This window comes from Actinomadura violacea (assembly GCF_017573465.1).
In the GTDB taxonomy this organism is placed as follows: domain Bacteria; phylum Actinomycetota; class Actinomycetes; order Streptosporangiales; family Streptosporangiaceae; genus Spirillospora; species Spirillospora violacea.
In genome coordinates, this window is sequence record NZ_JAGEPF010000015.1 from 55,251 (window position 1) to 68,366 (window position 13,116).

10 protein-coding genes are annotated in these 13,116 nt (G+C 74.8%); 8 read left to right on the forward strand and 2 right to left on the reverse strand.

Translation table 11 applies throughout. The annotated features are described in order from the left end of the window. Nucleotides 1–14: 14 nt before the first annotated feature. The 5 genes from J4709_RS24280 (at nt 15) to J4709_RS24300 (ending at nt 6,104) form a co-directional block, all read left to right on the forward strand. The gene (locus J4709_RS24280; protein WP_208244101.1) at nt 15–815 is read left to right on the forward strand and encodes an IclR family transcriptional regulator; all 801 of its coding nucleotides are present in this window, start codon (nt 15–17) and stop codon (nt 813–815) included. A gap of 65 nt (nt 816–880) precedes the next feature. Further along, nucleotides 881–2,041: a 4-hydroxybenzoate 3-monooxygenase gene (locus J4709_RS24285; protein WP_208244102.1), complete on the forward strand. Its 1,161-nt coding sequence runs from the start codon at nt 881–883 to the stop codon at nt 2,039–2,041. 151 nt (nt 2,042–2,192) lie between these two features. Beyond that, nucleotides 2,193–2,786 (forward strand): acyl-CoA-like ligand-binding transcription factor, encoded by a 594-nt coding sequence (locus J4709_RS24290; protein WP_208244103.1) that lies wholly within the window; start codon nt 2,193–2,195, stop codon nt 2,784–2,786. Nucleotides 2,787–2,946: 160 nt separating this feature from the next. Beyond that, complete coding sequence (locus J4709_RS24295; RefSeq protein ID WP_208244104.1) at nt 2,947–5,178, forward strand: MMPL family transporter; 2,232 nt, start codon at nt 2,947–2,949, stop codon at nt 5,176–5,178. Between the two features lie 101 nt (nt 5,179–5,279). Beyond that, complete coding sequence (locus J4709_RS24300) at nt 5,280–6,104, forward strand: phosphatase PAP2 family protein (protein ID WP_208244105.1); 825 nt, start codon at nt 5,280–5,282, stop codon at nt 6,102–6,104. On the opposite strand, the gene cphA is transcribed toward J4709_RS24300, so the two are convergent. Then, nucleotides 6,105–8,759 carry a cyanophycin synthetase gene (gene cphA, locus J4709_RS24305; RefSeq protein ID WP_208244106.1) on the reverse strand — a complete coding sequence of 885 codons (2,655 nt, stop codon included), beginning with the start codon at nt 8,757–8,759 and terminating at the stop codon, nt 6,105–6,107. Between the two features lie 2 nt (nt 8,760–8,761). Then, nucleotides 8,762–9,595, reverse strand: coding sequence for a cyanophycinase (locus J4709_RS24310; protein WP_208244107.1), 834 nt, complete (start codon nt 9,593–9,595; stop codon nt 8,762–8,764). A gap of 52 nt (nt 9,596–9,647) precedes the next feature. Between J4709_RS24310 and J4709_RS24315 the strand changes: the two genes are divergently transcribed. From J4709_RS24315 to J4709_RS24325, 3 genes are all read left to right on the forward strand, one after another. Beyond that, nucleotides 9,648–10,829, forward strand: a complete 1,182-nt coding sequence (locus J4709_RS24315; RefSeq protein ID WP_208244108.1) for a M20/M25/M40 family metallo-hydrolase — start codon at nt 9,648–9,650, stop codon at nt 10,827–10,829. 66 nt (nt 10,830–10,895) lie between these two features. Next, complete coding sequence (locus tag J4709_RS24320; protein WP_208244109.1) at nt 10,896–11,576, forward strand: QsdR family transcriptional regulator; 681 nt, start codon at nt 10,896–10,898, stop codon at nt 11,574–11,576. Between the two features lie 100 nt (nt 11,577–11,676). After that, nucleotides 11,677–13,035, forward strand: coding sequence for an ABC1 kinase family protein (locus tag J4709_RS24325; protein WP_208244110.1), 1,359 nt, complete (start codon nt 11,677–11,679; stop codon nt 13,033–13,035). The last annotated feature ends 81 nt before the right edge of the window (nt 13,036–13,116 follow it).

A 13,116-nucleotide genomic window follows, 5' to 3' on the forward strand; every position in this document is an offset into this window, starting at 1 on the left:
CCGGCGGGAGGGCCATGGCGGAGCGCGCGCGCCCGATGAGCGTGGCGGGCAAGGTGATGGCCATCCTGAACGCCTTCGCCCAGGACGACGTGCGCCTGAACCTGAGCGAGATCTGCCGCCGCGCCGGGCTGCCGCTGGCCACCGGGCACCGGCTGGTCGGCGAGCTGGCGGCCGGCGGGTTCCTGGAGCGGGTGCCCGACGGGACGTACCGGATCGGCACCCGGCTGTGGCGGATCGGCAGCCAGGCACCCGCCGTCACCGGCCTGCGGGAGCTGGCGCTGCCGCACATGGAGGACCTGTACGAGGCGACCCACGACAACGTCCAGCTCGCCGTGCTGCGCGAGGACCGCGTCCTGGTCGTCGAGCGGCTGCGCGGGACGCGGTCGGTGCCGGTCGTGACGCAGGTCGGGGCGACGCTGCCGCTGCACACCACCGGTGTCGGGAAGGTGCTGCTGGCGTTCGCGCCGCCGGAGTACCGGGAGCGGGTGATCGCCGCCGGGCTGGCCCGGCACGCGGCGCGCACGATCACCGACGCGGACGAGATGCGGCGCTGCCTGGAGCAGGTGCGCCGCTCGGGGTACGCGCTGACCCGCGACGAGATGACGCTGGGCGCCTCGTCGGTCGGCGCGCCGGTCCGCGACGGGACGGGCGAGGTGGTGGCCGCGCTGTCGCTGGTCGCGCGGACCCGCAGCGCCGACCTGCGGCGGCTGCTGCCGCCGCTGACGACGGCGGCGCGGGCGCTGTCGCGCGACGTCGAGCGGCACTGGCGCGCACGCCCCGAGACGTTTTCCACCGAGCGGAAGACCGGCGCCTGAACCTGCGGGTACGCGCGCCAGCATCACAGGGGGATCCCCCCGAGGACCGATGACGAGGAGGCTCGATGCGTACCCAGGTGGCGATCATCGGAGGTGGCCCGGCGGGGCTGCTGCTGTCGCATCTGCTGCATCTGCAGGGGATCGATTCGGTGGTCCTGGAGAGCCGCGACCGCGGCTACGTGGAGCGGCGGCAGCGGGCCGGGATGCTCGAGCAGGGCACCACCGACGTGCTCCGCGAGAGCGGGGCGGGGGAGCGGCTCGACCGCGAGGGCCTCGTCCACCACGGCCTGGAGCTGCGGTTCGGCGGCGCCGGCCACCGGGTCCCGCTGACCGACCTCACGGGCCGGACCGTGACGGTCTACGCGCAGACCGAGATCGTCAAGGACCTCGTCGCCAAGCGGCTGGCGGACGGCGGCGACGTGCGGTTCGAGACCGAGGTGGTGGACCTGGACGCCTCCGCGCCCAGCGTGACGTTCCGCGACGCCGCCGGCGCGACGCACACCCTCGAGTGCGACTACATCGCGGGCTGCGACGGGTTCCACGGCGTCAGCCGCCCGGCGGTGCCGGGGCTGCGCACGTTCTCCCGCGAGTACCCGTTCGCCTGGCTCGGCATCCTCGCCGACGTCCCGCCGTCCACCGAGGAGCTGATCTACGCCAACCACGACCGCGGGTTCGCGCTGCACAGCCTGCGGTCCCCGCAGGTCAGCCGGCTCTACCTGCAGGTGTCGCCGGACGAGTCCATCGGCTCCTGGTCCGACGCGCGGATCTGGGACGAGCTCGCGACCCGGTTCGCCACCGACGACGGGTGGAAGCTGCACGAGGGCCCGATCACCGACAAGTCGATCACGCCGATGCGCAGCTTCGTGGCCGAGCCGATGCGGCACGACCGGCTGTTCCTGGCGGGCGACGCGGCGCACATCGTCCCACCGACGGGCGCCAAGGGCCTGAACCTGGCGGTGTCCGACGTGATCGTGCTGGCCAGGGCGCTGACGGAGCGGTACGCGACGGGCTCGGACACTCTCCTCGACACGTATTCTTCGACGTGCCTGCGGCGCGTGTGGCGCGCCGAGCACTTCTCCTACTGGATGACCACGCTGCTGCACGTGGATCCGGCCGCCGACGACTTCGCCCTGCGGCTGCAGCGCTCGCACCTGGACTACGTGGCCTCGTCCGAGGCCGCGAAGGCGTCGCTGGCCGAGAACTACACGGGCCTGCCGATCGACTAGCGGGCGCACGTCGTCGGTGGGGCGCCAGTGGGCGGCGCCGGGAACGGTGCGCGGCGCGGATCCGTTCCCGGCCCGCGATGAGATGCACATCACGCAAGCTGGCAGTGCCTGCAATTTTGCCGGACATGCAAGTTCGGTTTACCGTGAGAGCATGACCGAGACGAGCCTGCGCGAGCGCAAGAAGGTCGCGACGCGCCAGGCGCTCAGCCGCGCCGCCGCCCTCCTCGCCGTGGAGCGCGGCGTCGAGGGCGTCACGATCGAGGCGATCGCCGACGCGGCCGGGGTCTCGCCCCGCACGTTCCACAACTACTTCCCGGGCAAGGAAGAGGCGATCGTCGCGCCGCTCACCGACGGGGCGCAGGCCGTCATCGACGCCCTGCGCGCCCGTCCGGCGGGCGAGCCGATCTGGGACGCGCTGCGCGCGGTCGTCCGGGAGGTGCTGCTGCAGACCGACACCCGCGACGAGACCATCGCGCTGCTGCGCGTGGTCAAGCGCAACCCCGGGCTCGTCGGCAAGCAGCTGTGCGGCCTCGGCGAGATGCAGCGGCAGATCGCCGAGGTCATCGCCGCGCGCACCGGCACGCACGCCGGCCGCGACCTGTACCCGCACCTGCTGGCGGGCGCCGCCGGCGTCGCCATGCGCACCGCCGTCGACCTGTGGGTGGACGGCCGCACCGGCGCCGACCTGCCCGACCTGATCGACTCGGCGTTCGCGCAGCTGCGCGCCGGGCTGCCCGGCCCCTAACCGGGCCCCTCCGACCCCGGCGCCGTACCGCCGCCAGGCGGCTCCGGGTCCCCGACATGGCGGCCGAGCACTCCCTCCACCCCCCTGACCGAAGTGACAGCCCGACGGCCGGCCGCCGTGGGGCCATGTCCGCACGCCCCGTTACCGATGGGACGCTCTCTTGGCCACCTTCCTCTACCGGCTCGGCCGGTTCTCGTTCCGGCGCCGCCGGCTCGTCACGCTGCTCTGGGTGGGGCTGCTCGTGCTCTTCGGCGTCGGCGCCGCGGTGCTCAAGGGGCCCACCTCCAACGACTTCTCGATGCCGGGCACCGAGTCCCAGCAGGCGATCGACCTGCTCAAGGACCGGATGCCGCAGGCATCGGCGGACGGCGCGACCGCACGGGTCGTGTTCGCCGCGCCCGACGGCAAGACCGTCACCGACCCGGCCGGCAAGGCGGGCGTCGAGAAGGTCGTCGCCAAGCTGAAGACCGCGCCGCAGGTCGCCTCCGTCGTCGACCCGTACCAGGCCAAGGCCGTCTCGCAGGACGGCCGGATCGCCTACACGCAGGTCACCTACAAGGTGCCGGCGATCGACCTCACCGACGCGGCGCGCGACGCGCTGACCGCCGCCGCCCAGCCCGGGAAGGACGCCGGGCTCCAGGTGGAGATGGGCGGCGACGCCACCCAGGCGATGCCCGAGCAGAGCGCCACCGAGGTGATCGGCGTCGCCATCGCCGCGGTCGTGCTGATCATCACGTTCGGGTCGCTGATCGCCGCCGGGCTGCCGCTGCTGAACGCGATCCTCGGCGTCGGCATCGCGATGGCCGGGATCACCGCGGCGACCGGGCTGTTCGAGATGAGCTCGATGACCTCGACGCTGGCGCTGATGCTCGGCCTCGCCGTCGCGATCGACTACGCGCTGTTCATCGTCTCCCGCTACCGGCACGAGCTGCAGGAGGGACGCAGCGGGGAGGAGGCCGCGGGACGCGCCGTCGGCACCGCCGGGTCCGCCGTGGTGTTCGCCGGCCTGACCGTCGTCATCGCGCTCGCCGGCCTCTCCGTCGTGGGCATCCCGATGCTCACCGAGATGGGCCTCGCCGCCGCGTTCGCCGTGGTCGTCGCCGTGCTGATCGCGCTGAGCCTGCTGCCGGCGCTGCTCGGCTTCGCCGGCCGCAAGGTGCTCGGCGGCTGGATCCCGTTCCTGCGCGGCGGCGTGTCGCGGCGCGGCCGGCCGCCGTTCGGGGAGCGGTGGGCGCGGTTCATCATCCGCCGCCCGCTGCCGGTCCTGCTGCTCGCGATCGTCGGCATGGGCGTCATCGCCGCCCCGGCGCTGGACCTGCGGCTCGGCATGCCCGGCGACGAGGCCGCCTCGCCCGCCACCACCCAGCGCAAGGCCTATGACCTGCTCGACAAGGGCTTCGGCCCCGGCTTCAACGGACCGCTGATGGTCGTCGTCGACGGCGGCCAGGCCAAGGCCGCGGCGCAGACCTTCGCGGGCGAGATCAAGTCCCTCCCGGACGTGGTGACCGTGACGCCGCCGCAGGCGAACGCCAAGGGCGACACCGCCGTGCTGACCGTGATCCCGAAGAGCGGCCCGAGCACGCAGCAGACCGAGGACCTCGTGTCCGCGATCCGCGACAAGGGCGACGGGCTGAAGGCGCAGACCGGCGCCGAGGCCATGGTCACCGGCCGGACGGCCATGATGATCGACGTGTCGGCCAAGCTCAGCGGCGCGCTCGCGCCCTACCTCGGGCTCGTCGTCGGGCTCGCGTTCATCCTGCTGATGCTGGTGTTCCGGTCGCTGCTGGTGCCGCTGAAGGCCACCCTCGGGTTCCTGCTCACCGTCGCGGCCACCTTCGGCGCCGTCGTCGCGGTGTTCCAGTGGGGCTGGCTGTCCGGGCTGTTCGGCGTCGACACGACCGGCCCGATCATGAGCATGATGCCGATCTTCATGATCGGCGTGGTGTTCGGGCTGGCCATGGACTACCAGGTCTTCCTGGTCACCCGGATGCGCGAGGAGCACGTGCACGGCGCGGCCCCGGGCGAGGCGGTGGTCACCGGGTTCCGGCACGGCGCCCGCGTCGTCACCGCCGCCGCGGTGATCATGATCGCGGTGTTCGCCGGGTTCCTGTCCTCCTCCGAGTCGATGATCAAGATGATGGGCTTCGCGCTGGCGGCCGGCGTCGCCTTCGACGCCTTCGTCGTCCGGATGACGATCGTCCCGGCGGTGATGGCGCTGGTCGGCCGGTCCGCCTGGTGGCTGCCGCGGTGGCTCGCGCGCATCCTGCCCAACGTGGACGTCGAAGGTGAGAGGCTTCGGCATCTGCTCCACGACGGACACGGCGGCGGGGACGGCGGCCCCGCGCCGCGTCCCGGCGAGGACGAGCGCGAGCTCGACCCGGCCGTGACCTGACCGAGGGCCCGGGCCGTCCCCGACGAGGGGACGGCCCGGGCCTTTCCCGCAGCCGCCGGCTCGCCCGAGCGCGGTGGACCGCCCGCCAGAAGGACAGCAGCATGAGCCTCCTCCAACAGCCGTCCCGGCCGGTCTCGTCGTTCGCGCGGCTGCGCAGACCGGGACGGCCGGGCGGGGGGCGGCCGGGCGGGCGGCCGCGGCCCGTCCGCGAGCTGCTGCTGATCGCGGTGCTGTTCACGATCTACAAGCTCGGGCGGCTGCTGGCCAACGACCGGGTGGGGGAGGCGTTCGGCAACGCGCACCGGATCTGGGACGTCGAGCGGGCCCTGGACCTGCCGAACGAGCTGCACGTCCAGCACGAGCTGCTGCACAGCCAGTTCCTGGTGCACGTCGCCAACTGCTACTACGCCTACGTCCACTTCCCGGCGATGGCGCTGTTCCTGCTCTGGATCTACCTGCGCCGCCCCGCGCACTACCGGTGGATCCGCCGGGTCCTGGTCGCGCTGACGGCCGGGGCGCTCGCGCTGCACCTGCTCGTCCCGCTGGCGCCGCCGCGGATGCTCCCCGCCACCGGCCTGATCGACACCGCCGCCCGCTTCGGCCCGTCGGTGTACGGGTCGCCGCAGCACGACACGATGGCCAACCAGTACGCGGCGATGCCGTCGCTGCACATCGGCTGGGCCGCGATCATCGCGATCGGGCTGGTCGTCACGTGCCGGACGCGCTGGCGGTGGCTGTGGCTGCTGCACCCGGTCGCGACCATCGCCGTCGTGGTCGGCACCGCGAACCACTACTGGATGGACGGGATCGTCGTGCTGGCGCTGCTGGCCGTCGCCGTCCTGCTCCTGCGTGCTCCCGAGCCCGCCGCGCCCCCCGGCGGAGCGAAGGCCCCGGGCGGGACGCGCGCCGAACCGGAGCCGTCCTAGTCAGGGCATCGCGGGCTCGGCGCCGAGGGTGTCGAGCAGCTCGACGACCGGCTCCAGCTTCTCGTACAGCAGCAGCACCGGCTCGCCGGGCCGGGCCATGTCGAGCGCCGAGGCCAGCGCCCCCTTGAGGTCGCCCGCCGGATGGTGCCGCACGTCCGGGCGGCCCTCCCGCAGCCCCTGGACGATCAGCCGGGTCATCTCGCCGGAGCGGCGGCCCCGCAGGTCCTCGTCCTCGTAGACGACCACCCGTCCGAACGCGCCCGCCAGCGCTTGCGCGGTCTCGGCGACGAGCTCGTCGGACCGGTCGCCGGGCAGCGTCACCGCGGCGACGCCCCCGCCCCAGCGGGCCCGCACGAACGCGCCGACCGCGGCGACCGCCGCCGGGTTGTGCGCGTAGTCGACCAGCACCGGGTTCTCGCCGACCTGGTAGACGCAGCCCCGCCCGGGGTTGCGGGTGTGCGGCTCGAACGTCCGCAGCGCCTGCGCGGCGACCTCCAGCGGCACGCCGAGCGCGCGCCCCGCCGCGAGCGCGGCCAGCGCGTTCGCGACGACGTGCCCGGCCTGGCCGCCCGACGAGCCCGCGACGTCCTCCACCGGCAGCACCCGGGTGCGGCGCCCGCCATGCGCCTCGGTCAGCCAGCCGTCCTCGACGTGGTAGCCGGTGCCGCCGCCCTCCAGGTGCCGGACGAGCACCGGCGCGTCCGCCGACATCGCGAAGAAGCACAGCTCCGGGTCGCGGCGCCGCACCGCGGGACGCTCGGCCAGCCCCGCCGACGGCCCGTCCTCCGCGTTCAGCACCAGGCGGCCGCCCCGGCGGATCTCCTCGGCGACGAGCGCCTTGATGTCGATCAGGTCGTCCACCGACTCGGTGTCGTCCATGCCGAGGTGGTCGCGGGTGACGTTGGTGACGACCGCGACGTCGGCGCTGTCGTAGCCGAGGCCGCGCCGGACGATCCCGCCGCGCGCCGTCTCCAGCACCGCCGCCTCCACCGACCGGTCGCCGAGCACCATCTCCGCCGACCGCGGCCCGGACGCGTCCGACCGGTGGATCAGCCGGCCGCCCACGTACACGCCCTCGGTGCTGGTCATGCCGGTGCGCACGCCGTCCATCTCCAGCATGTGCGCGATCATCCGGACCGTGGTGGTCTTGCCGTTGGTGCCGGTCACCGACACCACCGGCACCCGCGACGGGGTCCCCGGCGGGTACATCAGGTCGACGATGTCGCCCGCCACGTCGCGGCGCTCGCCCTCGTACGGGGCCAGGTGCATGCGCAGCCCCGGCGCGGCGTTCACTTCCAGGATCCCCGCGGCGCCGCGCTCGGCCGGCAGCGGCGAGCCGATGTCGGGCAGCCGCAGGTCGATCCCGCACACGTCCATCCCCACGGTCGAGGCGGCCCGCACGCACATCGCGGCGACCTCCGGGTGCATGTCGCCGGTGACGTCGCGGCTCGTCCCGCCGGTGGACAGGTTCGCGTTGCGGCGCAGCGGCACCGTCTCGCCGTCCGCGGGCACCGTGTCCGGGCCGCGGCCCTGCCGGGCCAGCAGCGCCAGCTCGGTCGCGCCGAGCACGATCCGGGTCAGCGGGCGGTCATGGCCCTCGCCGCGCGCCGGGTCGGCGTTGACCCGCTCCACCAGCTCCGCGACCGTGGACGTCCCGTCTCCGGTGACCTGCGCGGCGGTCAGCTCCGCCGCCGCCGCGACCCGCCCGCCGACCACCAGGACCCGGTAGTCGCGGCCCGGGATGTAGGACTCGACGAGGACCTCGCACCGGTTGCCAGGGCCGTCCTCGCCCGCGGCCGAGGTGAACGCCGCCACCACCTCCGGCGGCTCCGACAGCTCGATGTGCACGCCCTCGCCCTGGTGCCCCGACAGCGGCTTGACCACCACCGGCGCGCCGATCTCCCGCAGCGCCCCCACCGCCTCGGCGGGCGACGCCGCCACCCGGCCCTCCGGGACCGGGACGCCCGCGTCCGCCAGCACCCGGTGCGCCAGCCGCTTGTCCGCCGCGATCTCCATCCCGATCGCGGACGTGCCGCCGGTCATCGCCGCCCACACCAGCCGGCGGTGCCGCCCGTACCCGAGCCGCAGCAGGTTCAGATCGCCGACGCGTCGGACCGGCATGCCCCGCTCGCGGGCCGCGCGGGCCAGCGCGGCCGTGCTCACCCCGAGCCGCGACGCCTCGTACGCCGCGGCGATCGGGGCCAGGGCCGGCGCGGGGTCCGGCACGATCCCCGACAGCGCCGCGGTCACCGTCCGCACAGCCAGCTCGACCAGGTGCTCCACCACGTCCGTGTCGGCCGGCTCGTCGCGCGGGCACTCAAGGATCAGCTCATAGTCGCCGGGGCCGCCGGAGCGGACCGTCCGGCCGAAGTACACCTCCCGGCCGGCCAGGCCGGACAGCTCCAGCGTCACGTGCTCGGTGACGTGGCCGAAATAGGTGCCGCGGGCCATCGCGTCCAGCAGCCCGCCCGGCCGGCCCGCCGAGCAGTGGTGCGAGCGCAGCCCCGGCAGCGCCGCCACCAGCCGCTCCGCGAACCCCGGATGGTCGGTGGTCTCGTGCCCGGTCAGCCCCTGCAGGTCGAGGCGCGCGATGGCGACGGGACGGGCCAGATAGACGTTCGGGCCGCCGAGGCGGCGCACATGCTCAAGCCGCACGGCTACTCCTCCCCGGGCCCGCGCATCGTGCCGATCGCGGGCAGCCGGTCGTGCATCTGGAACGAGCACCCGGCGGGCAGCAGGTGCAGGGACACATCGAACATCGCCATCGGCTCGTCGTCGGACGCGGCGTACGCCACCGTCGACTGGCCCGCGTCCACCACCGTCACGACCCCGGTGCCGACCACCTGGAACTGCCCGTCGCCGACCACGATCGCGGTGTCCTCGTCGATCCCGACGCCGAGCAGCCGGGTGTCGAGCGCGATGCCGCTGAGCAGTCTCGGCAGCCGCCCCCGCTCGTTGAAATGCATGTCGATCAGCACGTTGTCCAGCAGCGCCAGGCCGGGCCCCACCTTCACGCTGGACGCCGCGACCTCGTGGCCGTGCCCGCCGAGGATCATCCAGTGCCCCATCGCGGTCGCGCCGGCGCTCGTCCCGGCGATCACCAGGCCCTCCTGCTCCAGCCGGCGCTTGAGCAGCTCGTTGGTCCGCGACCCGACCAGCGTCCGGATCCGCGACTGGTCGCCGCCGCTGAACAGCACCCCGGTCGCCGCGTCCAGCGCGCGCAACGTCGCGGCGTCGTCGGCCGCCGCGCGGCCGAGCAGCCGCAGCTCCCGCACCGACGACACGCCGAGCCGCCCGAACACGGCGGTGTACTCCTCGGCGACCTCCTCGGGGACCTCCGTCGCGGTCGTCACCACGACGATCCGCGCGTCCTCCGCGCCGGCCAGCTCGACGAACGTCTCCAGGGGCCCGGAGCCGCAGGTCCGGTTCTCCGCCCCGCCAATGATCAGCAGCCGGCCCTTGCGTCCGGCGTCCCCGCTTCTGTCTTCCACACCTACCGACTACCCTTGATCACTCCGGGTAGTCTCTCGTTCGCGAGGTGTCATGGTAACGGCCGCGGGCGCCGCGATCGGCGGCAACGCGCTGCTGTCGGCGGCCGGCGCGGGCCGCGACCGCTACCTCGCGCGGCTGGCCGCGTTGGTCGGCGTCGACAGCGGCACGGCCGACGTCCCCGGCGTGAACCGCGCCGCCCGCCTCGTCGCCGGATACGCCCGCGAGTCCGGGCTGGAAGCCGAGGAGCGGCCGCTGGCGGACGGCCGGACCGCGGTCGTCGCCCGCCGCCGCGGCACCGGCCGCGCCCGGATCGTCCTCGCCGGGCACCTCGACACCGTGTTCCCCGCCGGGACCGCCGCCGAGCGGCCCTTCCGGGTCGACGGGGCGCTCGGGCGCGCGCACGGCCCCGGCGTCTGCGACGACAAGGGCGGCCTGCTCGCCGGGATCGCCGCGGTCGAGACGCTGATCGCGCTCGGCGCCGAACGGTACGGGGAGATCGTCCTGGTCTGCTCGCCCGACGAGGAGACCGGCTCCCCGCTCGGCCGGGCCGTCCTGGAGGCGGAGGCGCGCGGCGCCGCCGCGGCCCTGTGCCTGGAGGGCGCCCGCGAGAACGGCGACCTGGTGTCCGCGCGCAGCGGCGTCACCGACCTGGAGATCACGCTGCGGGGCCGGGCCGCGCACGCCGGCATCGAGCCGGGCCGCGGCGCGAACGCCGCGCTCGCCGCCGCGCGGCTGACCGTCGCGTGCCAGGCGCTGAACGGCTCCCGGCCCGGCGCCGGCGTCAACGTCGGCGTGCTGGCCGCCGGGTCCGCGCCGAACGTGGTCGCGGCCTCGGGCCGCCTGGTGGTGGACGTGCGCGCCGACCGGGCCGCGGCGTTCGACGCGATGATCGCCGACATCCGGCGGCTCGCGGCGGAGCACGGCGTGCCGGGCGTCGCCGCCGAGGTCACCGAGCACGCCCCGATGCCGCCGTGGGAGCGCGGCGAGGCCACCGCCCGGCTGGTCGGCCAGGCCGTCCTCGCGGGCGGGACGGTCGGCGTCCCCGTGCGGGACGCGGCCACCGGCGGCGGCGCCGACGCCAACCTGATCGCCGCGCTCGGCGTGCCCGTCCTGGACGGCCTCGGACCCGTCGGCGGCTGCGACCACGCGCCGGGGGAGTGGCTCGACCTCGCCTCCGTCGTCCCGCGGACGGCGCTGCTCGCCGCACTGATCGACCGCGTCGCCGGCGCCTGACCCTCGCCCCCGGCCCGGGTCCGCAAGGCCGCCGGAGCACGGTCCCCGCTGTGTCATGCTGGGCGGATGAGCGGCAGCTCCGTTCCCCCGGACGGGCGGCCCGGCCCGTCACCCGCCGCGGCGCCCGCGCGCCGCCCGACCGGGCCCGAGGCCGCGCTCGCCGCGGCGTCCGCGCACTACCTGCGGGGCGAGCCGATCGACATGTCGGCGCTCGCCGCCGAGCTGGGCGTCGGCCGCGCCACCCTCTACCGCTGGGTCGGCAGCCGCGAGCAGCTGCTCGGCACCGTGCTGGCGGAGATGACCGAGCGCACCTACCGGGTCGCGGCGCGCGGCGTCCGGGGCACCGGCCCGGAGCGGATCCTGACCGTGCTGGACCGGTTCATGCGGGCGGTGGTGGACGCGGCGCCGCTCAAGGCGTTCACCGAGCGCGAGCCCCGGCTGTTCATCCGGCTCGCCACGATGCCCGGCACCATCGAGGACCGCGCGACCGAGCTGCTGACCCGGGAGTTGCAGCGGGAGACCGACCGCGGCGCGCTGCGGGTGCCGCTGCCGACCCGGACGCTCGCCCAGGCCGTCGTCCGCATCGCGGACTCGTTCATGTACGCGCACTACCTCGGCGGGAACCGGCCGGAGATCGAGCAGGCCCTCGAGGTGGTGGAGCTGCTGCTGCGCCCGTGCGGGCATGATGCGCCCGCCGGTCCGGCCGCCCGGCCGCGGACCGGCGCGGGAATCTCCGAGCCGGTCTGAGCGCTGAAGTTTTTAGCGGGAATGACTATTTCGTGGCATTCGTTCGCCATGAGAGGCTGGAGATCATTGGACGCACTGTCGAACGAGGGGCGGCCGGGCCGTGACTGACATCCCCCGCCGCGCGGTGACGCGGACCGCGAAACTGGCGACGCTGCCGCTCGGCTTCGCCGGGCGCACCGCCCTCGGCTTCGGCAAGCGCACCATCGGCCGGCCCGCCGAGGCCGTCGCGCTGGAGGTCCAGCGCCGCACCGCCGAGCAGCTGTTCTCCGTGCTCGGCGAGCTCAAGGGCGGCGCGATGAAGGTCGGGCAGCTGCTGTCGATCTTCGAGGCCGGGCTGCCCGAGGAGGTCGCCGCGCCGTTCCGCGCGAGCCTCACCCGGCTGCAGGAGGCCGCGCCGCCGATGCCCGCCGCCACCACGCACAAGGTCCTCGCCGAAGGGCTCGGCACGGACTGGCGCGAGCGGTTCGCCGAGTTCGACGACCGGCCCGCCGCCGCCGCGTCCATCGGCCAGGTGCACAAGGCCGTCTGGCACGACGGGCGGACCGTCGCGGTCAAGGTCCAGTACCCGGGCGCCGCCGACGCCCTGATGAGCGACTTCAACCAGATGTCCCGGCTGAGCCGCGTGATCACGCCGCTGTTCCCCGGCGTCGAGGTCAAACCGGTGATCGCCGACCTCAAGCGGCGGCTGGAGAAGGAGCTCGACTACGTCGACGAGGCGCGCGCGCAGACCGCCTTCCACGACGCCTACGCCGACGACCCCGACTTCGTCGTCCCCGCGGTCGTCGCGCAGTCCGGGAACGTGCTGGTCACCGAGTGGCTGGACGGCACGCCCTTCGCCAAGGTCATCGCCGAGGGGAGCCAGGAGGAGCGCGACCGGGCCGGCCTGCTGCTGTTCCGCTTCCTGCTGTCCGGCCCGTCCCGCTGCGAGATGATCCACATCGACCCGCACCCGGGCAACTTCCGGGTGCTGGACGACGGCCGCCTCGGCGTCATGGACTTCGGCGGCGCCGCCCGCGTCCCGGGCGAGCTGCAGTGGTCGATCGGCCGGCTGCTGCGCATCGGCACGCTCGGCGACCCCGACGAGATCGTCGACGCGCTGTGGGAGGAGGGCTTCCTCGCCCCGGACGCGGAGGTCGACCCGGAGGAGGTCGCCGCGCTTGTCACCCCGCACGCCGCGCCGTTCGCCGTCGACCGGTTCCGCTACACCCGCGAATGGATGCGCGAGCAGACGTCCCGGGGCCTCGGCCTCGCCTCCGACATGCGGCCGGGCGCGCTCGCCCGCCAGTTCCGGCTGCCGCCGCAGTACCTGGCGGTCAGCCGTGCCCTGGCGGGCGGCGGCGGAGTCCTGTGCCAGCTGGAGGCGGAGGGCGACTACCGCGCCGAGGCCGAGCGCTGGCTTCCCGGCTTCGCCGACGACGAAGGCCCCGACCTGGACGACCGGACCGAAGCCACCGCCTGACCGGTCCCCCGACCGCACGGCGAGCGCCGGCGACCGGAGGCCGCCTGTCCAAGCGGGCCGACCGATCGCACGGCGAACGCA

Excerpts from the sequence above, each read along its gene's own strand:
- J4709_RS24285 (WP_208244102.1), top strand. The coding sequence starts at position 881 with ATGCGTACCCAGGTGGCGATCATCGGAGGTGGCCCGGCGGGGCTGCTG.
- J4709_RS24320 (WP_208244109.1), top strand. The coding sequence starts at position 10,896 with ATGAGCGGCAGCTCCGTTCCCCCGGACGGGCGGCCCGGCCCGTCACCC.
- J4709_RS24300 (WP_208244105.1), top strand. The coding sequence starts at position 5,280 with ATGAGCCTCCTCCAACAGCCGTCCCGGCCGGTCTCGTCGTTCGCGCGG.
- J4709_RS24280 (WP_208244101.1), top strand. The coding sequence starts at position 15 with ATGGCGGAGCGCGCGCGCCCGATGAGCGTGGCGGGCAAGGTGATGGCC.
- J4709_RS24290 (WP_208244103.1), top strand. The coding sequence starts at position 2,193 with ATGACCGAGACGAGCCTGCGCGAGCGCAAGAAGGTCGCGACGCGCCAG.
- J4709_RS24315 (WP_208244108.1), top strand. The coding sequence starts at position 9,648 with ATGGTAACGGCCGCGGGCGCCGCGATCGGCGGCAACGCGCTGCTGTCG.